Below are 24,218 nucleotides of genomic sequence, written 5' to 3' on the forward strand. Positions count from 1 at the left end.
TTCTAGCCGGACGCTACGGATGGGCCGGATGGTCCTTCTCGGTGTTGTCGGTCAAGTCAGGATCTCGACGTACCCGTCGGTTCCGTGCACACGGATCCGCTGCCCGTCCCGGATCAGCCGAGTGGCCTGCTCCACGCCCACGACGGCCGGCAAGCCGTACTCCCGGGCGATCACTGCGCCATGGGTCATCAAGCCGCCCACCTCCGTCACCAGGCCCGCGACTGCGACGAACAGCGGCGACCAGCTGGGGTCCGTGTGGGTCGTGACCAGGATGTCGCCCGCCTCGAGATCGGCCTCCGCCATGTCAAGGATGACGCGGGCCCTCCCCTCGATGGTCCCGGCGGACACCGGGAGGCCGATCAGGGCACCGGCCGGCACGTCGTCGCGCCGGTACGCCCCGGTGAGGGCCTCGCCGTCCGATGTGAGGACCCGGGGCGGTGTGAGCGCGTGGTACGACCGGAACGCGTCCTTGCGCTGCTGGATGAGCTGGTCATCCACCTGGTTCGAGCACACGACGTGGTGGAACTCCTGGAACGTGAGGTAGAAGATGTCCTCCTGCTCAGGAAGCACGCCTGCCTGCACGAGGCGCTCGCCCTCCTCCAGCAACGCCTGCTTGTAGACGAAGTAGCGGCTGACGATGCCGTACTTCGGGTACTCCCGGTACCCGATGAAGGTTCGGACTCGGTCGATCATCCGCTTGGCCTCGTCGGCCTTCTGGTCCCCGTCCGGCAGGGCTCGCAAGCGTGACAGCACGTCCTGTTCCTTCTTCTGCGCCTTCTGCCGGCCTTCCTCGAAGCGCCGCTCGGCGGCGCCCGGCTCGAAGTTCCTGACGTTGTCGAGGATCACGGGCACGAGCGTGGTGGGGCGCTCGCGCCAACGCGGCCTCGTGATGTCGATCTCGCCGACGCAGCGCATGCCGTACCGGTCGAGGTAGGCCTCGATAGCGTCGCGCGCTTCGGTCCCGCCCGCGAGCTTCGCCAGCCTGTCCAGGAAGTCCTCGTCCTCGACGCCCTGCAGGAACGCCACCACCTCCGGATGCGGGCGGATCACGTCCGCGACGTCGAGCAGCGCCAGTCCCATCTCCGACGTGACGTTGCCGGGGGCGGACAGCGTGAGAGTGTCAGCCGCGTTCTTCTCGCCCAGCCACTCCCACAGCTTGTCGTTGAGCCACCACGTGGCCTCCATTCCCGCCATGATCGCCTGAAGGTTCAGCGGATCACTGAGGACTCGCTTCTGCTCCTCGAAGGCATCCAGCAGGAAGTCGAACAGCGCCGGTCCGGTCTTCGTCCGGATGTCGCGCTCCAGGGCGGCGATGGACGCCTGGCTGCGCTCGATCAGCTCGGTGACGATGGCCGGATCGGTCTCGATCGGGACGGATGCCTGGCCGACCGGCGGCCCGCCGAGACCCGCGTCCGGGAGCGACGGGACGAAGTCTTCGTGGTCCAGGACGGTCTCCAGAGCGTCCCTGACCAGCGGATCGCCTCTCCCCATGACGTCCAGGAGGGCGGCGCGGCTCGCGGGCGAGGCCAGGCGCGGGGTGACGTCGACGAACAGTCTCCCGCCGGCCTCGTGCATCGGCGCCATCGCCGTCAGCTGCCACATGGAGAGCCCCAGGGGCTTCATGGGGTCGGTCATCATCTGCCCATGACCAACGGAGACGTAGACGTGATTCTCCTGGTCGCCGGTCTCGGGGATGGGGAACAGCGTCGTGATCGGCCGGCTCTGAACGATCTGGAAGTCATCATCGATCAGGCACCATTCGATGTCCTGCGGGCTGCCGAAGTGCGCTTCGATCCGCCGCCCGAGCTGCACGAGCCGCACCACCTGCGCATCCGTCAGCGCCGGCTGCTCCTGCCGCTGCGAGTCGATCGCCACTTCCTGCGTACCGCCGGCCGGCAGGGCGTGAACGGCACGCTCTTTGACGGCGATCGCCTTGGCGACGACTTCGCCGTGTCGCACCTTGAAGACGTCCGGGTTGACCAGGCCGCAGACCAGGGCCTCGCCGAGGCCGAAGCCGGCGTCCACGGTGGCGACCTTCCGGTTGCCTGTGACGGGATCGGCCGTGAACAGGATGCCGGCCGCCTGCGGGAAGACCATCTGCTGCACGACCACGGCCATGTGGATCGTACGGTGGTCGATGCCGTTCCGCTGACGGTAGGTCACGGCCCGCTCGGTGAACAGCGAGGCCCAGCACCGGCTGACGTGCTGGAGGATCGCCGCCGGCCCCACGACGTTCAGGTACGTGTCCTGCTGGCCGGCGAAGGAGGCCGTCGGCAGGTCCTCTGCCGTCGCGCTGGATCGGACGGCGTAGGCGGCCTGCTCGCCGAGCCGGGCGAGCGCGCGGATGATCGCCGCCGCGAGATCGCCCGGGATGGGGATCCCTTCGATGGTCCGGCGGATCTGCGCGCTGAGCGTGCGGATCACCTCCCGGTCGTCCGGGTTGAGGCGTGACAGCTGATCGAGCCGATCGTCGATCGACGGCACTTCCGCCATGATCCGCCGGAAGGCGTCCGTCGTCACGCAGAAGCCGGCCGGCACGCGGATGCCTTCGATCCGCGACAGCCCGCCCAGGTGCGCGCCCTTGCCACCGACGACCGCGACCTGCGTCTCGTCGACCTCTTGAAGATCCCACACGTACTGCTCGATCATCGCGATACCTCTGAGGCAGCCGTGTCCCGTTGCACTGCACCGGCCGATCGAATCACCGGCGCCTCCAGCTCTGTCGAACCTCTTGTCCGGCACGTCCTCGTCGCTGGCTGCCCGCCCTCTGACGCACCGCCCGACCGCTCCGCCCGGTCGGGCGGCGCGCACCCCCACACCACCGCCCCGAGCGCTCGCGATCGCACTGCCAGTCCCACCCCGGGCAGTCCCACCATTGGTTCGACGTCACCGCGTCCCCCATACGTCAACACACGCACGTCGTGCCCTCATTTCCGCAGGTTGTGGCCTCGGCCGACGATTTTGCGCCACCACCCGGGCCTTGCCGCAAGCCCCCCAGTGGGCTATACGTTAAGAGTGGCAAGGAGAGAGATCTCCTTGCCTATTCCTATTTCCTTTGCCTTTTGCAGTCCGCTGGAACCGACAGGCTTCTCGCGAAGCAGTGGCGCGCCGCGTACGGGTAGGCGTCGTTGGCCCAGGCGGAGGCTCGCCGCCCGCTCACGGACCGGTGACGCCGTCCGATCCCGTCTCGACAAGCCGCCCTCGCTCCCACCGGCGAGCCGGGCGACGACCTTCTCGCCGCTGCCGTACAACCCGACCCCTGGCCTTTCTCGGTCTCGCCGCCACCCTCTGCTGCTACAAACGGCTTCTCCGCCTCGCCACATAGGGCACGGTCTCAAGACCAAGGACAACTTCTTCGTCGCCGCGTACCGGGCCGCCGCCGAGGCCCTGTTCACCGAGGCCAGCCGGATCACCGAGCCCAGCGGCGGACCTCGCGGGATGCTGAACGCCGCGATGATGCGTACCTGGTGCCGCCTGCTGGCTGCCGAGCGCCGCCCCGACCGGCCGGTACCGCCGATGGCCGGTACCGCCGCGATCGGGGCGGTTGTACATCTGCCGGCCACCGCCATCGAGGAGGGCCCGGACCTGTCCTCGATGAGCGCCATCCTGGCCGACACCGCCTACCGTCTGCTGCCCGCCAGACGACCCGGCCTCACTTCAGGTGTCGGTCCAAGAACCGGCACCCGTCCTCCAGTTCGAACCACGGGGTGCCGGTGTGCCCTCCCAGATTGGCGTGCAGCGTCTTCTCCTTGCTGCCGAAGGCGTCGAACAGGTCCAGGGCCCGTTGCCGGGGGTTCCCTTCGTCGTCCCACTGCAGCAGGAACAGCAGCGGAACGGTGACCTGCCGGGCCTCCTCGCGCTGGGCACGGGGCACGTACCCCCCGGCGAAGAAGCCTGCGGCCGCGATGCGCGGCTCGACCACCGCCAGCCGAATGCCGAGGGCGGTCCACCCCCCGGAGTACCCGACCGGGCCGCCGATCTCGGGCAGCTCAAGGAGGGCGTCCAGAGTGGTCTGCCATTCCGGGACCGCATTTTCGACCAGCGGGCCGATGAAGGACTCGAAGATCTCGTCGACCGGCTCGCCGGCCTGCATCGCCCGCCGGAGGTCGGCGCGGGCCTGCTCGTCGGCGGCGGAACGAGGACGGTCACCGCACCCAGCGGCGTCGATGGTGGCCACCGCATAGCCGCGCGCCGCGGTGTACCGGGCCCGGGCCACCAGCCGGGGTTCCGCCTTGGGCAGGCCGTTGTTGTGGGCCATCAGGACCAGCGGGGCCGGTGCGGATCCAGGTGTCCACAGGGTGCCGGGGATCTCGCCGAGGGTGAATTCGCGCTCGAGGACGCCGTCATCGAGGCGCTGTTCAGAAGTGAATTGCACGGTCGTGCCTTTCGGGAGGGCTCTTGAACGGCGCTCCCGGACGACCTATCGCCCGACCGTGACCCCGGAGGAGAGCACCCATGTCGATACTGCGTTCACGGGTACCACCTCCTCATTCACTCGCACGGCTTCCGGGAGATTAGCAACGGTCGCCGTGGCCCGCCAACGGGTTTTTGCGGAGGCTCCGTGGCCGAATGCCGCCTCACCACATAGAACCTGATCGGGCACAGGAGGTCGGGTCTGGGAGGAGAGTGCCTCCCCTTGCCGTTGGCTTAGCCTGCGGGCCGCACTGGGTCGTCTCCTTTGCAGCGCGGGCTCACGTACATGGTCTGCGGGCGTGGAGGGCGAAGGCCGGAGGGGCGTTGCGCCAGATGGTCCGGCTGGGCACAACCTCCTCGAACAGTTCGACCAGCAGGCGGCGGAAGCGCTCGGCCAGGGGCAGCGGGACGACGTGGAGGCAGGAGAACGCGGTGAACGCGGTGAAGACTCCCTGCGGTCCGAGCCGGGCGGTCGCCGACTTCATGAGCTGCTGCTGGGAGCCCGGGAACGGTCAGGCCGGACCGGAAGCCGGGAGCCCCATGGGGAGGCCGCAAAGGCGGTAAGGGGGATGAGTACGGCGGAGGCGCACCCGGCCGCCGAGCCGCCGGGCCGGCGCCGCCGTATCGGGCTCGCCATCGGCGCCGTGGCCGTCGTCGTCATGGGCGGAGCGCTCGCTTCCGCGCTGGTGCTCGGCGGGGACGACGACGCGGACGGGAGCGGGCGGGGCACGGCAGGGCCATCTGGCCCTTGGCGTCACGCCGGTCGTCGCAGTGCGCGTAGGCGTCGACCAGTTCGCGGAGGGCGAGCCGGTCGGCGGCCTCCGCTTCGGTGACTGACGTATGGATACTCACGGCGACATCTCCTTCGCAGGCCGCGGCGCCATCACTGCACGCCCCTGGTTCAGGGTTGCCGCCGGGCAGGTGAAAGGTCCTCACCGGATTCCGGTGATTCCCGCCGGCCGGCCTGCGGTCCTTGCTGCTCCGTACGCCTCTACGCCCCGAGCGTCTCTACACCCCGAACATCTCTACACCCCGAGTATCTCTACACCGCGAACGTCTCTACACCCCGAACGTCTCTACGCCCCGATCCGGGTGATCTGGTCCGTCCGCAGGATGCGGGGTCCGGAACCGTCGAGCCGGGCGACGGCGATCATCGCCCGCCCGAGGTGCTCGGTGCTGGTCACGTAGCGAGGCACCACGCGGCGCAGGAGCGGATAGAGCCAGGACGTGAGCCGGTAGGCCAGGCGGTACCACCGCGTTCCGGAGGTCTCCCCGTGGACGGGCTGGATCCATCCGGGACGGAAGGCGTACGTGCGCATGTCCATCGCCATCAGCGCATTCTCCGTCCGGCCCTTCACCCGGGCCCAGAAGACGCGCCCCCGCTCCGTGGCGTCGGTGCCTTCCCCTGACACGTACACGAATGTCACGTGTGGATTGTCGGCCGCCACCACTCGCGCGGCCTCCAGGGTGTAGCCGTACGTGATCTTCTCGTACTCCTCGGGGCTGTGCCCCACCGACGACACTCCGAGGCAGTAGAAGCACGCGTCCGCCCCTGACAGCTCCGGTGCGATCGGGGTGAGGTCGGAGAAGTCGGCGTGCCGCACTTCGCGAAGCTTCGGCGCGTTCTTGCCGAGTGGTCGTCGTGCGACGGCGATGACCTCGGTCACCTCGGGGTCTTCCAGGCATGCGCGCAGGACGCCTTGTCCGACCATGCCTGATGCCCCGAAGAGAACTATCTTCACGTCTACTCCGTACGAGTCAGTTCCGAACCGCGGCGGCGGACGCCGTGCGGTCGTGGTGGATGGGGCCGTCGAGCCGCCCGAGGGGCAGGGCGGTGCCACCGTGGCGTACGGCGATGAACTCCGCCGCGATCGCCACGGCGGTCTCCTGGGGCGTGCGGGCACCGAGGTCGAGGCCGATGGGGGAACGCAGGCGCGCGAGTTCCTCGTCGGTCAGCCCGGCTTCGCGCAGTCCGACCAGTCTCTCAGTATGGGTGCGGCGCGATCCCATCGCGCCCACGTAACCGACAGGCAGCCGGAGAGCGACCTCGAGCAGCGGTACGTCGTACTTGGGGTCGTGGGTGAGGACCACGACAGCCGTGCGGGAATCCACCTCGGTCCGACTTCAGGTAGCGGTGCGGCCGGTCGACGACCACCTTGTCGGCATCGGGGAACCGGCCTTCGGTGGCGAACACCGGGCGGGCGTCGCAGACCGTGACCCGGAACCCCAGGAAGGTGCCGATGGCCGCGACCGAGGCCGCGTGGTCGGCGTCGATATCGGCCGGTCCGGTGGTGCCGTACACCCGCTCGGGCCGGACCGCGAGGGTCGCGCCCGAGCCGTCCAGCACATGGGCCACGGCCACCGAAGACGCGCCGGAGACCGCCTCGACGACCTGCGGAGGAGGGGACGGCTGAACGAAGACCTCGACGGTGCGGCCGCAGGTCAGGCCGACGGCGAACGCGGTGTCGTCGGAGTGGCCGAAGCCGGCGCGCACCGCCACGCCGGTCTCCGTCACCTCGCGGCACAGCTCGTACACCGCGCCTTCGACGCAGCCGCCCGACACGCTGCCCACCGCCTCGCCGTCCTCGGCCACGGCCATGGCCGCGCCCGCCTGACGCGAGGCGCTGCCATGTACGCCGATGACGGTGGCCGGGCGTACCGCACCCCCGCACGGTGCCAGGCACCGAGTCGCTGGGCGATCTCACGCATGGAGTGCTCCTACAGCTCGACGGCGGGCTCACGGCGGGCTAATGGCGGGCTCACGGCGGGCTAGACGCGTTTGTCGGGGGTGATCGGGAGGTCGCGGATGCGCCTTCCGGTCGCGTGGAAGACGGCGTCGGCCACCGCCGCGTCGACGCCGGTGGCGGCGATCTCGCCGATACCCTTGCCGCCGATCGGGCTCGCGTGCTCGTCGACCTCGTCGACGAACGCGACGTCGAGGTCGGAGGGAATGTCGGCGTTGACGGGCAGCGCGACGCCGGCGAGGTTCTTGGACAGCCGGCGTCCCAGGCGCTCGTCCTGGCCGCTGCCCTCCATGGTCGCCTTGCCCCAGCCCCAGACGATGCCGCCGAGGATCTGCGCTCGCGCCATGCGCGGGTTGACGATCCGCCCGACGCTGTAGCGGCCGACGGCACGGCGCAGGCGCAGGATCCGGAGTTCGGGGTCGAAGCCGATCTCCACGAAGATCGCGCCGAAGGTGTGCAGCGCGTACTCGCTGTCCTGGGGCGCGAACGAGCCGACGCCGACCGGTTCCTGGACACCGGCGGCCTCCATCGCCGCCGTGAGGCGCTTCCTCCACCGCGTGCCCGGACACCGCGTGCCCGGGCACCGCGTGCCCGGAGCGGTCGCGCAGCTGCGCCGGCGCGTCCTTGGCAGCGGCCATCACGGCGGCGCCGACGCCCATCGTCGAGGAGGACCCGAAGGTCGGTCCGGCCTCCGGCAGGGCGGTGTCACCGATCTCGCAGCTCACCTGGTCGGGCTCGAGCCCCAGCACCTCGCACGCGACCTGGGTGAGGACGGTGACGATCCCGGTGCCGATGTCCTGGGTGCCCGACCGGATCACCGCCCGGCCGTCGGCGTGCAGCCGTACCACTTCCAGCTCCAGCCGCGGCACGGCACGTGGACTGTCCGCAGGCGCCGGACAACGTATTGGGCGCTCACCCGACAGCAACTGACGGAATTCGTCAGCGAAGTCGGATTCACGGACCTCGCCTGGCACAAGCCAGCGGACAGCGGCTTCTACCAGCCACTACTCACCGTCCGAACTCCCGCTTCTGCAGCCTCATGGTTGGAAGTCGAAGCCGCCCTGGGTCTGTGCTGCCGGGTGTGTGTGGACGAGGTCGGCACCACTTCTTCGGCGCTGTCCGAAGGCCGACGCCATGGGACGCCTGACGGCTGAGCGGCCTCGGCACTCAGTTCCTCGACACCGTCTGTGCCGTGGGTTTCGCGGGTTTCGCGGGTTCAGCCAGTGAGTTCCCGCTCGTTTTTTCCGATGTTCAGGACGGTCTCGCGGAACGAGGCGACGACCGGGCGGAGATCGATCTGGTGCCAGGCAGCCCACAGGCGCACGGACCTCTGGAACCAGGGGAGTTCGCGGACCGTGATGCCTGGTGTGTGGCCGTTCAGCATGCTCTTCTGTACGAACGCTGTGCCGAGCCCGGACGCGACGAGGCCGAGTGCGGTGAGGGATTCCGGGGCCTCGAGTCGGATGTCGGGGGTGAACCCGGCGGCGGCGCAGTACGCGACGAAATTGTCCCGCCAGGCATGGTCCTGACTGTTCTCGATGGCGATCCACGGCTGGGAGTCCAGGTCTTCGGGCAGGATCTCCGTCGCGTCGGCGAGGGAGTGGCTGCTCGGCATGGCCAGGAGCAGAGGGTCCTCGAGGAGGAGGGCGCAGCGCAGGTCCGGGTCCGTCTCGGACGGTGCCTCCGGGACCAGGGCGATGTCCAGGCTGCGTTGGCGCAGTCCCTCGAACTGCTGTGGAGAGGTCAGGTCGTAGAGGGCGACATGGATTCCGGGGCGCTCGTCCTGCAGCGCGCGCAGGGCCTGGGGCAGGAGGCCAGTGTGCATGGCGTCGCCCACGTACCCCACGCACAGGCCGCCCTCTTCGCCCCGGCCGAGGCGCCGGCCCAGGTTCTCCAGTCGGTCCGCGTGCCGCAGCAGGGCTGTGGCCTCGGTGAGGAAGACGCGGCCGTCGGAGGTGAGCCGGAGGCGTTGCTGGCTGCGCTCGAACAGCGTCAGACCCAGGTTCTTCTCCAGCTGGGCGATCTGCCGGCTCAGCGGCGACTGCGAGATGTGCAGGCGTTCGGCGGCCCGGCCGACGTGTTCCTCTTCGGCGACGGCCACGAAATATCGGAGTTGTCGCAGGTCAAGCATGTAAGACCTCTCGGGACTCAAGTGTGTCCAAGCAAGTCTTGGACAGTCTTATCCCTCGATCCTAACCTCGACAGGGCAAGAGACGCGGAGCGGAAAAACCCTCCCGAACTACGCGTCACGTCATGGAGAGAAGGATCTTCCTCATGGGCATCAAGTCCCTTCTGCCGGGCACCCTCGGCTTCGGTACCGCACCGCTGGGCAACATGTTCCGCAGCATCCCGGACGAGGAGGCCGCGGCCACCGTCGAAGCCGCCTGGGACCAGGGCATCCGCTACTTCGACACCGCCCCGTTCTACGGCGCCGGTCTGTCCGAGATCCGCCTGGGCGAGGTGCTGGCCGGCCGGCCGCGCGACGAGTTCGTGCTCAGCACCAAGGTCGGCCGTGTCATCCTCGACGAGCTGGAGGACCCCGCCGCCCGAGACCTGGGCGAAAAGGGCGGCCTGTTCGAGCACGGCCGCCCGAACAAGATGATCGACGTCTACACGGCGGACGCCACCCTGCGCTCCATCGAGGACAGCCTCACCCGCCTGAGGACGGACCGCCTCGACATCGTCTGGGTGCACGACGTCGCCCAGGACTTCCACGGCGACGACTGGCTGGCCGTCTACGAGACCGCGCGCACCGGTGCTTTCCGCGCCCTGCAGCGGCTGCGTGACGAAGGCGTCATCAAGGCGTGGGGCCTCGGCGTCAACCGTGTGGAGCCGATCGAGCTCACCCTCGACCTGGACGAGCCCCGGCCCGACGCGTTCCTCCTGGCCGGCCGCTACACCCTCCTCGACCACAACCGGTCCCTGCAGCGCCTGCTGCCCGCCGCCACCGAGCAGGGCGTCGACATGGTCGTCGGCGGCCCGTACAGCTCCGGCGTCCTCGCCGGCGGTCGGCACTTCGAGTACCAGGAGGCCCCGGCGGAGATCGTCGCCAAGGTCGAACGGATCAAGGCACTGGCCGCCGAACACGGTGTGAGCATCAAGGCGGCCGCACTGCAGTTCGCACTGGCCCACCCCGCCACAGCCGCCGTCGTACCCGGCGCCACCAGGCCCAGCCGCATCGCCGAGGACGTCGCCGCCCTCGCCGAGAGCGTCCCGGCCGCCTTCTGGACCGCCCTGCGCGACGAAAAGCTCATCGCCGCCGACGCCCCCACCCCCACCGCCTGACACACCGCAGCACAGCACGGCACACCGCAGCACACAGCAGGAAGCACGGAAGCACTCACCATGGCCACCACCACCACCGCATCTCTCGACATCCCGCAGAGCCCCGACAGCGTCTGGCAGCTCATCGGCGGTTTCGGATCCCTGCCCGACTGGCTCCCTTACATCCCCGAGAGCGAGCTGAGCGAAGGCGGCCGCGTACGCCGTCTGACCAACCAGGACGGCGGCGTCATCGTCGAACGCCTCCAGGCCTTCGACCACGATGCCCGCAGCTACTCCTACGCCATCGAGCGGGCGCCGTTCCCGGTGACCGGCTACCTGTCCACTCTGCAGGTGCACGCCGTCCCCGGCCGCCCCGACGTCTCGCGCGTCGAATGGTCCGGCACGTTCACCCCCGTCGGTGTCACCGACACCGACGCCGAGGAGCTCTTCCACGGCATCTACGTCGACGGCCTCGCCGCACTCCTGAAGACCATGAGCGCCTGAAACAGAACAGCATCACCGAGCGCCGCCCGTGGGTACTGGCGGCGCTCAGTGAGCGTTTTCAGCGTGGCCACTGATTCCCAATGATGTTGTCAAGCGGCGGTAGTGACCCACTGTGGTCGGGTCATATCGCTGTCGCGCCTGCGCGCGCCGCAGCGGTCTCGAAGAGCTTGTGGTCACGCAGGAGGGCCCAGAGCACGTTCAGGCGGCGCCGGGCGAGGGCCAGGACGGCTTGCTTGTGGGACTTTCCCTCCGCGCGTTTGCGCTGGTAGTACCGCTTCGATTCAGGGCAGTACACGGTGGCGACCTGGGCAGAGAGATAGAACATTCGCAGCAGTCGCCTGCTGTAGCGCCGGGGCCTGCGGAGGTTACCGCTGACCATGCCCGAGTCACGGGGGACCGGGGCCAGGCCGGCCACACCGGCGAGCCGGTCGGCGCTACCGAACACAGACATGTCTCCACCGGTAGCGGCGATGAACTCGGCTCCCAGCGTCATGCCGATGCCGGGCATGCTGGTGATCACCTCTGCGTCGGGATGCTCCCGGAACCGGGCCTCGATCTGGGCTTCGAGCTCCGAGATTTCCTCGTCGAGGGCCGTCACCGCCGCGGCCAGCGTGTGGACCATCCGCGCGCAGGTCCTTCCCCGGGAACGGCGGTGAACTGGGCTTCTCCGGCGGTCACCGCGGCCTCGGCCGTGCTCCTGGCAGCAGTGCTGGTGCGCACGCCGTGGTTCTTCAACCAGGTCGTGAGCCGCGACCGGCCGATCCTTCGCAGGGCTGCCGGGGTTTGGTAGCCGGCCAGCAGAATCAGTGCGCTCTTGGAGGTGCTCAGATCGAAGGCACGCTCCAGGGCGGGGAAGTACTCCAGCAGCTGCGCGCGGAGGCGGTTGATCGCGCGAGTGCGGTCGGCCGCGAGGTCGATCCGGCGCGCGGTCAGAATCCGCAGGTCTACTGCGATCTCACCGAGCTCCTGCAGAGGCTGCAGGTCGCGGCGCATGCGGGCGGTGTCGGCGATGATGAACGCGTCCTTAGCGTCCGTCTTCCCGCTGCCCCGGTAGGCCGCTGAGGCGTGGTGCACGGTCCGGCCGGGGATGTAGAACAGCTTCTGGCCGTGGCTGACCAGCAGCGCGATCCACAAGGAGGCCCCGCCGGCATTCAGGTCGACGGCCCAGGTGACCGGGCCGCCGTCGGCTATCCCGATCGCTCCGGTCACGTCATGGAGCCCACCGATGTCCTCGGCCCTGGTGCTTGCCAGGCGGGCGAGGCCGGTCACCCGGTCGAAAGGTTCGGCAACCGTGTAGATCGCGGCCAGTGTGCGCAGCGCGCTCTGTGCCGGCGCGGACGTCTCCGGCCCGCTCACCCCCGACGGGTGCCGATCCAGACCGTCGCCACCCGCTTTCACCCGGCGGTTCGTCCCCGTCTCCGTCGCCCTGGCCGCACTGACCTGCGCGGTCACCGACGACGCCCGCCAGGCGATGACCATGCTGCTGGTCGGCTGCTCCTGCGCGGCCGGCCTCGCCAACCCGACCGCCATCAGCGCCGGCCGCCACCGGCAACGGCGCCCGCCGCGGCACCCTCATCGCGTTTCTGCGAATGCGTCTGCGTGAATGCGTCTGCGCGTGCGTTTCTGCGAGGCTGACGGACATGACGCTGCACACAGCCTCGGAATTCCTGCAGTTGACCCGTCCCGGGGACGTCACCCCGGGACTCAGACAGGAAATCGTCGCCTGTTGGGAGGCGGTGGCCAATGCCGGCGGCGCGGTCCTCGCCACCGAGTTCCCGTCGCTGCCGGTGAGCGCACGCGACGTAGGTCCCGTGGTCGACGGGCTCGTCCACGGCCTGCACCCCCGGCACGGCAGACTGCTCGTCGCCACCGCCGGCGGCTCGCTCGCCGGCTGGCTGATCCTCCGCCGGGAGCCGCATCCGCTCGGCGCGCACTGCGGCACGGTCAACCACGTCCAGACACATCTGCGCTTCCGCGGCCGGGGAATCGGTGCCGCGCTGATGCATCGGGTCCGTGACATCGCGCGGGACGAAATGGGTCTGGAGCGGCTGTCGCTGTCCGCGCGAGGCGGTGTCGGGCTGGAGGAGTTCTACCGCAAGGTGGGCTGGGTGGAGGTCGGCCGATGGCCCGGTGCGTTGCGGATCGCCCCGGGCGACGACCGGGACGCGATCCTGATGAGCCTCACCCTCTGACCCCTCTGAACCCTCTGAACGCTCTGAACGCTCTGAACGCTCTGAACCCCCTGAACGCTCTGAGCCCTCCGAGTCCTCTGACCTCTCCGACCGTCCCGTTCCAGCCGTCCGACGTCGGGAAACGGTCGGGAAACGGTCCCTCCCCCACCGGGCCGGTCCCAGAAGGCCCGGCGGGGGTTACGGTCGTTATGACCGTTTGCCGACACCGGTACGTTTTCCTCGGCGGGGAGGAACCGCTGGTATGAGCGACGACTCGTTGTACGACGACCCGTTGTATCTGGAACCGAGGCTGGAACCGCGCACAGCGGCTCTCCTGGAGTCGGCACCGCTTCTGCACACCCTCGTGGACGCGCTCGGATCCCCTCTCAACATCGTCCTGCCGGACCAGATCGCCGAGAACGTACGGCGCTTCCGCTCGGTCCTCGACCGCCACCAGCTCGCCGGGCAGATCTACTTCGCCCACAAGGCGAACCGCTCCAGTGCCCTCGTACGACGCCTCACCACGACGGACGCGGCACTCGACGCCGCCTCGCTGCGTGAACTGCAGCACGCCCTCGGGTCCGGATTCGCGGGAGACCGGATCATGGCGACCGGCCCCAAGGACCCGGAGTTCCTCTGGCTCGCCGCGCGCAGCGGAGCGAGCCTCAACGTCGACGGCCCAGCGGAACTGGAGCAGGCGGCGGAATTCGTCCGCTCGTACGGACTTCCGCGCCTGCGCGTCCTGTTACGCCTGTCGGGATTCGAGACGTCCGGAGCCAGACGACTCTCGCGCAGGAGCCGCTTCGGCACCTCCGTGAAGTCCCTGCACCACCTGCTCGACGTCCTCGACCGCCACCGGGAGGCGCTGGAGCCGATCGGTGTCGGCTACCACGTCGACACCACGAGCCTGGACGAGAAGGCGGTCGCACTCGAAGGGTGCTTTCAGGCCATGGAGGAGCTGCGGATCCGTGGATTCCGGCCGCGAGCGATCGACGTCGGAGGCGGCTTCGGCGTCAACTACCTGGCCCACGCGGCCCAGTGGGAGCGCTACACGACCGAGCTCACCCACGCCGTCATGGGCAGCCGCCCGCCCCTGACCCGGGACGGGCACGGCTACGGCCTCCGGGTCGAGAACGGCACGCTGAGGGGCGCTCTGAGCCTGTACCCGGCGCATCGGCCCGTCGCCGGTGCCGCGTATCTCGACGCACTGCTCTCACTCCCAGCCCCGAGCCTGGGGCGCCCTCTGGGCATCCTGCTCCTGGAAAGCCTGTACGACCTCTACGTCGAGCCCGGCCGGGCCCTTGCCGACCAGTGCGGGCTCACGCTCGGCAAGGTCCTGGAGGTACGGCTGACGGACATTGGAGAGTGGATGGTGCGCCTGGCGATGAACGCGGGTGACGTCGGTCTGGAGGACCACGGAGTCCTCGTGGACCCCGTGGTCGTGCCCCACGAGGCGGCCCCGCCCGACGCGACGGGGCCGGTGGGTGTGCATCTCATGGGCAACCTGTGCCTGGAGGCTGATCTGATCACGCGCCGGACCGTGTTCCTGCCCCGGCTGCCGCGGCCCGGCGATCTTCTCGCCTTCGTCAACACGGCCGGCTACTGCATGGACTTCGGTGCCACGCACGCTCAGCAGCAGCCCGTCGCCCGGAAGGTCGCCGTCCGCCAGGAGGCCGGGCGCTGGCGCTGGTGTCTGGACGAGCACTCCTGGCCGCTCACACATACGGGGGATCCGCAGGGATGAGGTACGACAGCATCACCGACGCCATCGGCGACACACCGCTGGTCCGTATCGACCCGGCCGTGCACGGCCTGCGCCACATCGACCTCTACGCCAAGCTGGAGATGCTCAACCCCTTCGGCTCGCTGAAGGACCGGGCCGCGTGGAGCATGACCCGGCAGGACATCGCCGGGGCCAAGGAGCGCGGCGAGACGATCGTGGAGCTGTCCAGCGGGAACACCGCCAAGGCCCTGGCCCTCATCGCCGGCCTGCACGGACTGCCGTTCAAGAGCGTCACCAACCGGATGCGCATCCCCGAGGTCAAGGAACTGCTCCTGCTGCTCGGCGCCGAGATCGAGGAGTTGCCCGGACAGACCGAGTGCCTCGACCCGACCGACACCGACGATCCGCTGACGCTCTTCCACCAGCAGCTGAACCGGCCCGGCAGCGCCCACCTGCACACCGACCAGTACTTCAACGCCCTCAACACCGAGGCGCACGCCACCGGAACCGGCCCAGAGATCATCGCGGACCTGGACGGCCGGTCCCCCGACTGGTTCATCGCCTGCGTGGGCACGGCCGGATCGTCCACCGGCGTGGCCCGCGCCCTGCGCGCGCACGACCCGGCGGTGCGCGTCGTCGGACTGGTCGGGCAGAAGGCGGACTTCATCCCCGGCATCCGCACCCTCGACGAAGTCCAGGAAGTCGGCATCTTCGACCCGGCGACGTACGACACGCTGGAGGCGGTGAGTGCCGACGATGCCATCGACGGCATGCTGACCCTGCTCCGCCGCTGCGGCCTGCTCGCCGGACCCACCGGCGGAGCGGCCTACTACGGCGCTGTCCGCCATCTCCGTTCGGTGGACGCCGAATTGACGGAACGCAGGACAACGGACCGCAAGACGACGGACCGCAGGACGACGGACCGCAGGACAACGGACCGCAGGACGACGGACCGCAGGGCAACGGACCGCAGGACCGCGGTCTTCATCGTCTGCGACCGGGTGGAGAGTTACCTCGGCTACGTCCGGCAGCGCCGCCCGGACCTGCTGGGCCGCCCTCCCATGAAGAACTCGCCCACCACACTGACCGACACCGAGATCCGCACGGCGACGGTCATCGATGTCGACGACGCCCAGAAGTGGATCGCCGAGCAGCGCCCGCTCGTGGTCGACCTGCGTGGGCCTTTCGCGTACGCGGCACTCCACATCGACGGCTCGATGAACATCGTCGACGAGCTCTTCGACGAACTCGTACGCGGCGGGCTGCCCTTCAGTAAACGGCAGCCCGTACTGCTCGCGTGCCCGGTCGGCGAGAAGTCCGCCCGGTACGCGGCCCTGCTCACCCGCATGGGCCACCCCGACGTGCGCAGCCTGGCCGGCGGCATCATCGCCTGGCGGGACGCCGGCGCGCCGCTGGTGCGTGACTGACATGGCCGATCCCGCCGCGGAGCAGGCGGAACCGGCGGAGCAGGCGGATCTGGCGGACCTGGTGGAACTGGCCGCGTGGCAGCGACCGTTGCGCGCCCAGTTCCCGATCATCGTCCAGCACCCGGACCTGGCCTACCTGGACAGCGCGGCCACCACCCAGAAGCCGCAGCCCGTCCTGGACGCCGTACAGACGTATCTGACCACGTCCAACGCCAACGCGGGCCGGGGCTCCTACCCCTGGGCCAACACCACGACGGCGCTGGTGGAGAACACCCGCGAGCGAATCAAGGAGTTCCTGGGCGACCCGGACCCGGAGCGGTCGTCTGTCCACTTCACCAGCGGGACCACGCAAGGGCTGCGGACCGTCGCGCGGGACTGGCTGCCCGGTCTCCTCACCGACGGGGACGAGATCGTCGTCCCGTTCGCCGACCATCAGGCGAACCTGTCGCCATGGCTGGAGGCCCAGGAGCTGCTGGCCCGCCAGGGCGTGCGCATCCAGGTCCGGCAGCTGCCCTACCAGGCGAGCTCCGGCGACTACGACCCACAGGCCCTCGCCGCGATCATCGGCCCCCGCACCCGTTTCGTGGCCGTCACCCACGTCCATCACGTCTACGGCGTCGACATGAACGTGCACCGCATACGGCAGGTGGTAGGGCCGGAGGTGCCGATCTGCCTGGACGCCGCGCAGAGCATCGGCCATCTGCCGGTCTCCGTGGCCGAACTCGACGTCGACTTCGTGGTGTTCTCCGGTCACAAGGCGATGGCCCTGCCCGGTTCCGGCGCGATCTGGTCCCGCGGCCGGCGTGGACCGGACTTCCGTCCCGGCGGGTGGAGCGGCACTCCCAACACGGTCGGCATCGCCGGGCTGGCGGCGGCACTCGACTGGCTGGACACCGCCGGTAGCGGCCGGATCGAACGCTGGACCGTGGCGCTGACGTCCCTGCTGACCGACGGGCTGGACCGGATGGACGCCTACGAGGTCCTCGGCTGCCGGCAGAGCCTCGCGGCCGGGTCCGACGTACAGCGACGCCGCAGCCTCGTCACCTTCCGACACCGCGAGATCGGCTCCCAGGACCTCGGCTTCATCCTCTTCAGCCACGGCTTCATGGTGCGCACCGACGGCCACTGCCAGGCAGGCCGGAGCGCGGAGGACGGCTCGGTACGCGTGAGCCTGCACGTACACAACACACCTGAAGAGATGAAAGGGTTGCTCACCACCCTCGCCACTCTGCAATGATTTCCATTAACAGAGTCGGGTTCCGGAGGCGGAGGCAGTGCGACCGGCATGAGCGTGAGTACGGCGACGGCGGCACGATGGGTGGAACGCTGGGAACGCCAGCAGCAGTTGTACGCGGTCGACCGCGAGGAACGATTCGAGGTCATCGCTGACCTGGTCGAGCATGTGACCCGCGACCGCCCCACTCCCCTGGTACTGGACCTGGGAAGCGGACCCGGCTGCCTGGCGGCGCGGCTCACCACCCGCCTGCCCACCGCCGAGGTCCTCGCCGTCGACGCGGATCCGCTGCTGCTGGAGCTGGGCAGCGCCCACTACGGCAGTGCCTTGCGGTACGTCAGGACGCTGATCGGCGAGCCGGGCTGGCTCGAGACGCTCGCGTTGGAACGCCCCGTGGACGCGGTGGTCTCGACCACGGCCCTTCACTACCTCGGCGCGGATACCCTGCGGCGGGTCTACCGGGAGCTTGCCGGGCTGCTGCGCCCCGGCGGCATCCTGATCAACGGCGACCACATCAGCCCGGACTCGACGAAGGTCTCCGAGCTCGCGACCGACATCGGACGCCGCCGGGCCGAGCGACACGCCGTACCCCCGTCGTCCGAGGACTGGGAATCCTGGTGGTCGAGCGCGGCCACCGACCCTGAGCTGGCCCCCCTCCTCGCCCTGAGCGGCAAGGGCGGGCGACCTCGATGCGAGGGCAACGACCTGACCCTGTCCGGCCATGTCACCCTCCTCTACGAGGCGGGATTCGAGCACGTCGGAGCCGTCTGGCAGGTGGGCCCCAGCCACGTCCTGGCCGCCGTCCGGTGAACCCCCGGTGATGGAGACTGCGGCGGTGGCGTCATGGCGGCTGAGCCCGGGGCACCTACGCGCCTACTGTGGTGGATATGACGCTGCGACGGCTGTACGCGGGTCATGACGGGGCCGCCCGATTCGAGTCCTGGGAGCCGGAGGAGACGGTGATCGCCCGCCCCGGTGATCTGCTCCTCGTCGAGGACACGACGGGTACCAGACACGCCAGCAGCACGAACACCGACTTCGAGGCCCTGATGATCGTGCTGAAGGGACTGAGCACACCTTCGCCAGGCAGTACGAGGCGACGACGCGCTGGGTATCGATCTGGGCCCACCGTTCGCGACGAGGGCGACCACCTGGACCCCGCCGCGCGGTGCGCGATCGCGCCGGCCGTCCGGCCGTACGACCCGGGTGCCTGACGCGTCGGCATCGGCTCCAGCGAGGTGCCGGACGGTCGGTCCGCCGGTCCTCACCCCGTCCTCTCCCGGGCGGAGGGTCGCTCCATGGCGTCGTCCAGATGAGCGATGACGGCCGGCACGTCATCGCTCTCGGTGCTCCGGATCAGCTGCAGGGCCGGCCGGACGAGGACGCCCGGTCGCGCTGTCAACCGTGCGAGCACGGCGGCCCGGATGTCGAGCCGCTCGATGGTGGCCTCACGCTCTTCTTCGTTCTGGCCGGCGAGCAGGACGGCGTTGTACCACGCCTCCTCGCGGGACTGACGGACACTGAAGTCGAGTATCTGCTCATCGGTGCGGGCTCCGACCTGATCCAGCAGTGACATGAGGGGCGACAGGGCGCCGACCGAGTCCTGCACCGCCAGCGCCACCCGCGCAAGGATGTCGTTGATCAGCAGAAAGTCGCGCCGCATCGCGTGGATGGCCTGACCTGGGCTGGTCCGCGCGGCGGCGATGGCCAGGTCGAGGTTGATGTGCGCGTTCACGCCGAGTATCAGGTGCTGGACGATGATGGTGTCGGTGTCGTCGAGCAGGCCGAACGCCTCGCGCCAACAACGCGGCCCGCTCCGGTCATGGCGCCAGGCGTCGTGCGCGTCGAAGTAGCGGTTGCCGAAGAGCGTGTCGAATCGGTCCATTCGGGCGCCGTCGTCGAACAGCCCATCGTGAATGGCCGTGCGGACCTCAACCGTCACCTGTCGGTACAGCGCCGCGAAGTACCCGATCCGGTCACCGGCGCGGCCGGCCTCCCGCACGATCCCGGCAAGCCCGTCCACGACATCGTCGATGTTCTCAGCCGCCATGCCCAACTCCCTCTCCCAGTCCCCTCGTTCGGCCCGCACTCGTGCCCTGCTGTCCGCAGTGCCGGGTACAGCCCCGTCCTACCACCGCACACCGTGGCAGAGTCCCCGCCTTGCACGAACCGAGACGGCCGCGCTCATCTCCCCGCCACGGCCACGGCCGCGGCACGCACCGGGAAACGGCGCGGTCCCTGCCCGGCCCGAAGGCATGCAGGCAGCTGGATCGCGGGCGATCTGGCCGATTCCGTCGAGGAAGCGACGTGTTGTCTCGGCCACGGGGGGGCTGCGACGACGCCGACCGGTGAGGCGACGGCGGCGTGCCCGAAGTGCTGCGGGGCACCTGCGGCGCCTGCCTGCCCGACGTCGCGCGGCCGCAGGAGCCTGCGGGCTGCGTCGCGCTGCCCCTTGGATCAGGGCTTGTTTCCGCACCGTGCGGGTTCGGCAGTCTGATATCAGGTGGCCCGTTGGTCACGGTGGAGACCACCCGCTTGTGAACGATGCAGTACGGCCCGGTGCTCGCCTGGTTCGGCCGCCTTCCGGGTCACGGTCACCACGGTGACCGTTTTGCTGGCCACGGCTGGATTCTGCCTGGTGAACCGCCGGATGGGGTGCCCCTTGTGTCCGGTGGTGTGGGAGGGGAGGCCGGGCGATCCGGCCCTCCCCTGCGGTGGTCGGGGGCTGTGCCGACGGATCAGGGAGGGACCCGCACCGACCGGGGGCCGCCGATGCAGGACACCGCCCGGCCGGGGGCCAGGACCGCCACGAGGTTGGTGCAGGACGCGGTGAAGTACACCTGGACCGACTTGTCCGTCTCGTTGACGACCTGTTGGGCGGGACCCTGGAGGGTGAGGCAGACGTCATGGGTGCGACTGAGATCATGAGGGTTCCCCTTTCTCTGTACGGCGCCGGCCCTGGATCTGACGTCCCACGAGGGAATCCCCGTCTGCGGGCGAGCGGCAGAGGGTGGTGATGTCCGTGACCCGAATGCGCACACATGTCGCACGATCGGGGCTCCTACGACGGCCTGGTCTTTCTGGAATCGATCCATCCCCTCCTTGGGGCCCCACCGTCCGGCGACCCCGTCGTCACCAGCCGTTCTGCTCGCGTGGTCGTCACGGCGACGCTTCTCCGGACGCCTTGCGGTTCCCCTGCTGCCGCCTGGGAGCTGTTGGCATGCGCATCCGGGGATCGGAAGCAGACGTCCCACGGAGCCAGGCGTCGAGCTGCCTGCGCGAGAAGGGAGGGGAACGTGGATTGTTCGTCAGACAGTTCCCCTCGCTGGACGCGTCGACAGCCCCCAGGTGGCCGGCGTGGTTGAGCCGGCGCCGAGCCGGACGCCGGGACGGGGGAAGCTGAGGATCACGTCAGTGTCCGGGTGCTGATGGTCGCCTGGCCGGGTTCCGGGTACGCGGCCGCACGGAGGCGCGAATCGCGGGTGCTGTCCGGGACCCGTCGGCGGTAGGTTCACGCTGGTATGTGACGGAGAGAATGCCCTGAGGGGCGGGCGATACCCGGGGGGGGCGACGCCGATGATGTTCGGATACTCGGACGAGTGGTGGGTGCTACTGCTGTACCCGGCGGTGCTGTGGGTGCTGTTCGGGCCGTTCGCCATGGTCTCGCTGGGGGCGTGGTGCGCCTCCGCGCCCGGCCTGAGGCCTCGGCTGTGGTCGGTGCTGGTCCCGCTGATACCGGTGGTGACCTCGGCGATCTTCATGATCTTCCCGCTGAGCCGGTGGGAGCGGCCGGTGCGGGTGGACGGTGCCGTGGAGCCGCCGGAGCACTTGGACGATTTCCTCGGCTACCTGGCCGTGTACGTCGGAGGCATCACGTTGCTGCCCTGGCTGCTCGGCTACGGCATCACGCGCCTGGTGCGCTTCATACGGGCCCGCCGGTGCGGCCCGGGGAAGCCGGGCGGGGCGCGGCCCACGGCAACGGAGGCGGACGCGGCGTAGGTCGCAATGGAATGTAGCCCCACCCCGGCCGCGTCGCATGCTGATCCGGCATGCTGGGCCCGGCTGGTAGGCAGGACGGCGGCAAGGATCGCGTTGATCGTCTGGGTGAACGGAGCGTTCGGCAGCGGGAAGAGCACGCTGGTCGACACGTTGCGTCCGCGCTGGCCCAAGGCCCTGGTCTATGACCCGAAGATGGTCGGCTGTGGCGGCGGCAGGTCGCCGACCTGGCTGTGGGACTGGTCGAGGAGTACCGACGCCCGGTCCTGGTCCCCATGACCTTGGTCCACCCCGGCTATGTCGACGAGATCTTCAGCACGCTGAAGGACGCGGCATCGATGTCCACCACTTCTTCCTCAAGGTCTCCCGGGACGACGTACTGGAGAAGCGGATCGACCGCCGGATCCATGCCCCGGACGATCCCGAGCGGGAGGAGCGGGTCCGGCGCTGGTGCAGGGACAGGATCGAACCGTGCACGGCTGCGGTCGAGACCTGACCGACGACACGGTGTTCCTGGACGGCGTGCTGCCCCCGCGGGAACTGGCCGATCAGGTACTTGCCCAAGCACGAAGTCCTGGTGACAAAAGAGGGGCCCACAGGCCGCGCTGCGCGAGTAGGAGACCTGAGAGCGGCCGGATACTCCCGTCGGCTGCAGGCCGCACGCGGCAGATCCCGAGCACCCGGCGGAGGTATGGGCGGCCCGGCACACCGGACGGCGCCGCATCGCCGCCCTGGTGAACGCCTCCGGCCAGGCGGCCTGCGACCCCGAACAGGACCCTCGGGGCGGGACGTGGGCGCGGGAACGCGCAGCGCACCGCAGGGAGCTCGGGACCGGCGCCCGGCGTGGGACCGGGAGCGCCGGGACGCGAGGGACGAACTGCGGGCGGACCTGCGCGACGGCCGCCGTGACGGGCCACACCCCGTGCCACCGGTGCCCGCGCCGCCGAGAGCGCGCGGTTGACGGTTCGCTGGGTGGGTGTGAGTGACGGCCCGGCGGACGTCTGAGAGGAGTCGTCACCCAGGGGCCGGCGCCGACGCGCGGTCGGCGAGCAGGTCGACGACGGCTGCACAGCCGCATCGATTCTGCGTAGCTCACACGGGTGATGGGCTGCCTTATCGCCTGGTCAGGGGGCTGCAGGGCCGGTAGGAGTGGTGATCCTAGCTGGCCGAGTCCACACACTCCTCTCAGGTAAGGACCCTTTCCATGCACAAGGGCATGCTTCGTTTCGCCGCTGTTGTCGCGGCCACCGTCGCCGGATTCATGGCGACGGGCGTCTCTCAAGCCACGGCGGCGGACCGACAGGTGGCCGCTGTGCCCACGCAAGCACGCCCTACGGCGGTGTACGGCCCGTACGCCAGCTACGAAGTCTGCTGGATAGCCGGCAATCAGGGGCAGCAGGCCGGGCAGTGGCAGTCGTTCTACTGCGCGCAGAACGGCACCCCCCAGTGGTGGTTGTTCACCACCCCGTAGTCGGTGTCGGCAGCGACAGCAGCTGAGGAGCACCATCGCGCAATGCCGGGAAGCCCGCGCCCTTACCTGCCCGATGGCAGGACGAACCCAGCATGACCCCGGTCCCAGTAGCCCGGCCTCCCGATTCAGATCGCTGAAGACAACGGGCTGTGGAAGGTGAACGCTGCGCCGAGGAGAACGACCACACCACTGCCGTGGCCTTGCGCCCCAGAGCCGGACGGTGCCCTGAAAGGCCTGTACCGGCCTGACCCGAACCGTGTGATGAAAGCCGGCGGAAGACAAATGCGTCGACAGCGCCCCTCACTACCCGGCAAAGTAGCCGCCCGTGACGAGCAGTGAGCTGTGGACCCGTGCGACCGCCGAACGCTACGACGCCGAGGAGACCGAGACGTCCTCGGCCGCCGTTCTCGGACCGACTCTCACCTTCCTTGCCGAGCTCGCCGGAGACGGCCGGGCACTGGAGTTCGCCATCGGAACCGGACGAGTGGGCGTCCCGCTCCGAGAACGCGGCGTGCCGGTAGTGGGCATCGAACTGTCCGAGCACATGGCAGCGGTCCTGCGGCGCAAGATCGACGAGGACACGCTCCCGGTAGCCATCGGAGACATGGCCACCACCGTCGTCCCCGGCGAGTTCACCCTGGTCTATCTCGTCTACAACACCATCACGAACCTGCTCACGCAGGACGAGCAGGTCGAGTGCTTCCGTAACGCCGCACGTCATCTGGGGCCCGGCGGCCGATTCGTCATCGAGCTGGGCGTGCCGCCGCTACGGTTCCTGCCACCCGGCCAGATCGCGGTGCCGTTCGATGTCTCTGAGCAGCATCTCGGCTTCGACACCTTCGACCTGGTCGAGCAAATTCTCGTCTCGCACCACTTCACCCGCGACGGCGACGACGGCCGCTACCGCCGCAGCAACTCCCGGCACCGGTACGCCTGGCCGGCAGAGCTCGACCTGATGGCAAAGATCGCCGGGCTCAAGCTGGAACGTCGCGTCGCGGACTGGGACGGGGCGCCGTTCACGCAGGACTCCGCGAAGCACATCTCCGTGTGGCGCAAGCCAATGTGAGGTCGGCCACCGGGCCGTCGACGTAAGCCGTGCCTGTCTTGAAACTCCTATCGGGAGTCCAGCCGCCGCCGGCAGAGCCCGTGCGCAAGTGACGCCGCCCCACCACCGGAGACCGGCCGAACAGTCCTGGTGGCCAGGGAGTGGGCGGACGAGGCCGCCTGGCTCACCGGGCGCTCCGCTGACCGCAGCAGCCGTCGTCTCTACC

The 24,218-nt window shown here is 69.5% G+C and carries 19 protein-coding genes and 6 pseudogenes; 13 read left to right on the plus strand and 12 right to left on the minus strand.

Features of this window, described 5'->3' with window-relative positions; translation table 11 throughout:
- Positions 1-51: 51 nt before the first annotated feature.
- Positions 52-2,649, minus strand: coding sequence for a rifamycin-inactivating phosphotransferase (rph, locus tag ACZ6D7_RS26605; protein ID WP_469495595.1), 2,598 nt, complete (start codon positions 2,647-2,649; stop codon positions 52-54).
- Positions 2,650-3,208: 559 nt separating this feature from the next.
- On the opposite strand from rph, the pseudogene ACZ6D7_RS26610 reads away from it, so the two are divergent.
- Positions 3,209-3,325: pseudogene (locus tag ACZ6D7_RS26610) on the plus strand (IS5/IS1182 family transposase); the annotation flags it as partial.
- A gap of 327 nt (positions 3,326-3,652) precedes the next feature.
- Here ACZ6D7_RS26610 and ACZ6D7_RS26615 read toward each other — a convergent pair.
- From ACZ6D7_RS26615 to ACZ6D7_RS26650, 8 genes and pseudogenes are all read right to left on the minus strand, one after another.
- Entirely contained in the window at positions 3,653-4,375 is a 723-nt protein-coding gene (locus tag ACZ6D7_RS26615; protein WP_469495598.1) for a dienelactone hydrolase family protein, read from the minus strand.
- A 316-nt stretch (positions 4,376-4,691) separates the two neighbouring features.
- On the minus strand, positions 4,692-4,898 hold the full coding sequence (locus ACZ6D7_RS26620; protein ID WP_469495601.1) for a hypothetical protein: 207 nt from the start codon (positions 4,896-4,898) through the stop codon (positions 4,692-4,694).
- A gap of 172 nt (positions 4,899-5,070) precedes the next feature.
- Positions 5,071-5,265 carry a hypothetical protein gene (locus ACZ6D7_RS26625; RefSeq protein ID WP_469495604.1) on the minus strand — a complete coding sequence of 65 codons (195 nt, stop codon included), beginning with the start codon at positions 5,263-5,265 and terminating at the stop codon, positions 5,071-5,073.
- 224 nt (positions 5,266-5,489) lie between these two features.
- Positions 5,490-6,155 carry an NAD-dependent epimerase/dehydratase family protein gene (locus tag ACZ6D7_RS26630; RefSeq protein ID WP_469495605.1) on the minus strand — a complete coding sequence of 222 codons (666 nt, stop codon included), beginning with the start codon at positions 6,153-6,155 and terminating at the stop codon, positions 5,490-5,492.
- A gap of 16 nt (positions 6,156-6,171) precedes the next feature.
- Positions 6,172-7,122 (minus strand): annotated as a pseudogene (locus ACZ6D7_RS26635) (XdhC family protein).
- A gap of 60 nt (positions 7,123-7,182) precedes the next feature.
- Complete coding sequence (locus ACZ6D7_RS26640) at positions 7,183-7,686, minus strand: molybdopterin cofactor-binding domain-containing protein (protein WP_469495608.1); 504 nt, start codon at positions 7,684-7,686, stop codon at positions 7,183-7,185.
- A gap of 118 nt (positions 7,687-7,804) precedes the next feature.
- Positions 7,805-8,131, minus strand: a pseudogene (locus ACZ6D7_RS26645) (molybdopterin cofactor-binding domain-containing protein); the annotation flags it as partial.
- Positions 8,132-8,373: 242 nt separating this feature from the next.
- Positions 8,374-9,288: a LysR substrate-binding domain-containing protein gene (locus ACZ6D7_RS26650; protein ID WP_469495611.1), complete on the minus strand. Its 915-nt coding sequence runs from the start codon at positions 9,286-9,288 to the stop codon at positions 8,374-8,376.
- A gap of 143 nt (positions 9,289-9,431) precedes the next feature.
- Here ACZ6D7_RS26650 and ACZ6D7_RS26655 point away from each other — a divergent pair, with 143 nt between their 5' ends.
- Positions 9,432-10,442 (plus strand): aldo/keto reductase, encoded by a 1,011-nt coding sequence (locus ACZ6D7_RS26655; protein ID WP_469496203.1) that lies wholly within the window; start codon positions 9,432-9,434, stop codon positions 10,440-10,442.
- A gap of 60 nt (positions 10,443-10,502) precedes the next feature.
- Positions 10,503-10,925 (plus strand): SRPBCC family protein, encoded by a 423-nt coding sequence (locus ACZ6D7_RS26660; protein WP_469495614.1) that lies wholly within the window; start codon positions 10,503-10,505, stop codon positions 10,923-10,925.
- A 121-nt stretch (positions 10,926-11,046) separates the two neighbouring features.
- Here the strand turns inward: ACZ6D7_RS26660 and ACZ6D7_RS26665 are convergent.
- Positions 11,047-12,179 (minus strand): annotated as a pseudogene (locus tag ACZ6D7_RS26665) (IS110 family RNA-guided transposase); the annotation flags it as partial.
- A gap of 386 nt (positions 12,180-12,565) precedes the next feature.
- Between ACZ6D7_RS26665 and ACZ6D7_RS26670 the strand changes: the two are divergent.
- The 6 genes from ACZ6D7_RS26670 to ACZ6D7_RS26695 all read left to right on the plus strand — a co-directional run bounded on the left by ACZ6D7_RS26670 (position 12,566) and on the right by ACZ6D7_RS26695 (position 18,694).
- Positions 12,566-13,117, plus strand: coding sequence for a GNAT family N-acetyltransferase (locus ACZ6D7_RS26670; RefSeq protein ID WP_469495616.1), 552 nt, complete (start codon positions 12,566-12,568; stop codon positions 13,115-13,117).
- Between the two features lie 241 nt (positions 13,118-13,358).
- Positions 13,359-14,840 (plus strand): type III PLP-dependent enzyme domain-containing protein, encoded by a 1,482-nt coding sequence (locus ACZ6D7_RS26675; RefSeq protein ID WP_469495618.1) that lies wholly within the window; start codon positions 13,359-13,361, stop codon positions 14,838-14,840.
- Positions 14,837-16,246 (plus strand): pyridoxal-phosphate dependent enzyme, encoded by a 1,410-nt coding sequence (locus ACZ6D7_RS26680; protein WP_469495621.1) that lies wholly within the window; start codon positions 14,837-14,839, stop codon positions 16,244-16,246. Before ACZ6D7_RS26675 ends, ACZ6D7_RS26680 begins: the two co-directional genes overlap by 4 nt.
- 1 nt (position 16,247) lies before the next feature.
- On the plus strand, positions 16,248-17,483 hold the full coding sequence (locus ACZ6D7_RS26685) for an aminotransferase class V-fold PLP-dependent enzyme (RefSeq protein ID WP_469495623.1): 1,236 nt from the start codon (positions 16,248-16,250) through the stop codon (positions 17,481-17,483).
- A 48-nt stretch (positions 17,484-17,531) separates the two neighbouring features.
- The gene (locus ACZ6D7_RS26690; RefSeq protein WP_469495626.1) at positions 17,532-18,290 is read left to right on the plus strand and encodes a class I SAM-dependent methyltransferase; all 759 of its coding nucleotides are present in this window, start codon (positions 17,532-17,534) and stop codon (positions 18,288-18,290) included.
- A 77-nt stretch (positions 18,291-18,367) separates the two neighbouring features.
- On the plus strand, positions 18,368-18,694 hold the full coding sequence (locus ACZ6D7_RS26695; RefSeq protein ID WP_469495629.1) for a hypothetical protein: 327 nt from the start codon (positions 18,368-18,370) through the stop codon (positions 18,692-18,694).
- 50 nt (positions 18,695-18,744) lie between these two features.
- Here ACZ6D7_RS26695 and ACZ6D7_RS26700 read toward each other — a convergent pair whose 3' ends face one another.
- The gene (locus ACZ6D7_RS26700) at positions 18,745-19,530 is read right to left on the minus strand and encodes a DUF5995 family protein (protein ID WP_469495632.1); all 786 of its coding nucleotides are present in this window, start codon (positions 19,528-19,530) and stop codon (positions 18,745-18,747) included.
- Between the two features lie 1,526 nt (positions 19,531-21,056).
- On the opposite strand from ACZ6D7_RS26700, the gene ACZ6D7_RS26705 reads away from it, so the two are divergent.
- Positions 21,057-21,479, plus strand: a complete 423-nt coding sequence (locus ACZ6D7_RS26705; RefSeq protein WP_469495635.1) for a hypothetical protein — start codon at positions 21,057-21,059, stop codon at positions 21,477-21,479.
- Between the two features lie 93 nt (positions 21,480-21,572).
- Positions 21,573-22,040, plus strand: a pseudogene (locus ACZ6D7_RS26710) (P-loop nucleotide/nucleoside kinase family protein); the annotation flags it as partial.
- Between the two features lie 344 nt (positions 22,041-22,384).
- Here ACZ6D7_RS26710 and ACZ6D7_RS26715 read toward each other — a convergent pair.
- Positions 22,385-22,521, minus strand: a pseudogene (locus ACZ6D7_RS26715) (IS5/IS1182 family transposase); the annotation flags it as partial.
- A 159-nt stretch (positions 22,522-22,680) separates the two neighbouring features.
- On the opposite strand from ACZ6D7_RS26715, the gene ACZ6D7_RS26720 reads away from it, so the two are divergent.
- Positions 22,681-22,947 (plus strand): hypothetical protein, encoded by a 267-nt coding sequence (locus ACZ6D7_RS26720; RefSeq protein ID WP_469495638.1) that lies wholly within the window; start codon positions 22,681-22,683, stop codon positions 22,945-22,947.
- 325 nt (positions 22,948-23,272) lie between these two features.
- Positions 23,273-24,013, plus strand: a complete 741-nt coding sequence (locus tag ACZ6D7_RS26725) for a class I SAM-dependent DNA methyltransferase (protein ID WP_469495641.1) — start codon at positions 23,273-23,275, stop codon at positions 24,011-24,013.
- Positions 24,014-24,218 lie beyond the last annotated feature (205 nt).

It is taken from the genome of Streptomyces sp. NPDC041784, assembly GCF_055591025.1.

Coding starts and splice junctions, on each gene's coding strand:
- rph (WP_469495595.1), bottom strand. CDS start 2,649: ATGATCGAGCAGTACGTGTGGGATCTTCAAGAGGTCGACGAGACGCAG.
- ACZ6D7_RS26620 (WP_469495601.1), bottom strand. CDS start 4,898: ATGAAGTCGGCGACCGCCCGGCTCGGACCGCAGGGAGTCTTCACCGCG.
- ACZ6D7_RS26640 (WP_469495608.1), bottom strand. CDS start 7,686: ATGGAGGCCGCCGGTGTCCAGGAACCGGTCGGCGTCGGCTCGTTCGCG.
- ACZ6D7_RS26650 (WP_469495611.1), bottom strand. CDS start 9,288: ATGCTTGACCTGCGACAACTCCGATATTTCGTGGCCGTCGCCGAAGAG.
- ACZ6D7_RS26655 (WP_469496203.1), top strand. CDS start 9,432: ATGGGCATCAAGTCCCTTCTGCCGGGCACCCTCGGCTTCGGTACCGCA.
- ACZ6D7_RS26660 (WP_469495614.1), top strand. CDS start 10,503: ATGGCCACCACCACCACCGCATCTCTCGACATCCCGCAGAGCCCCGAC.
- ACZ6D7_RS26670 (WP_469495616.1), top strand. CDS start 12,566: ATGACGCTGCACACAGCCTCGGAATTCCTGCAGTTGACCCGTCCCGGG.
- ACZ6D7_RS26675 (WP_469495618.1), top strand. CDS start 13,359: ATGAGCGACGACTCGTTGTACGACGACCCGTTGTATCTGGAACCGAGG.
- ACZ6D7_RS26680 (WP_469495621.1), top strand. CDS start 14,837: ATGAGGTACGACAGCATCACCGACGCCATCGGCGACACACCGCTGGTC.
- ACZ6D7_RS26685 (WP_469495623.1), top strand. CDS start 16,248: ATGGCCGATCCCGCCGCGGAGCAGGCGGAACCGGCGGAGCAGGCGGAT.
- ACZ6D7_RS26690 (WP_469495626.1), top strand. CDS start 17,532: ATGAGCGTGAGTACGGCGACGGCGGCACGATGGGTGGAACGCTGGGAA.
- ACZ6D7_RS26695 (WP_469495629.1), top strand. CDS start 18,368: ATGACGCTGCGACGGCTGTACGCGGGTCATGACGGGGCCGCCCGATTC.
- ACZ6D7_RS26700 (WP_469495632.1), bottom strand. CDS start 19,530: ATGGCGGCTGAGAACATCGACGATGTCGTGGACGGGCTTGCCGGGATC.
- ACZ6D7_RS26705 (WP_469495635.1), top strand. CDS start 21,057: ATGATGTTCGGATACTCGGACGAGTGGTGGGTGCTACTGCTGTACCCG.
- ACZ6D7_RS26720 (WP_469495638.1), top strand. CDS start 22,681: ATGCACAAGGGCATGCTTCGTTTCGCCGCTGTTGTCGCGGCCACCGTC.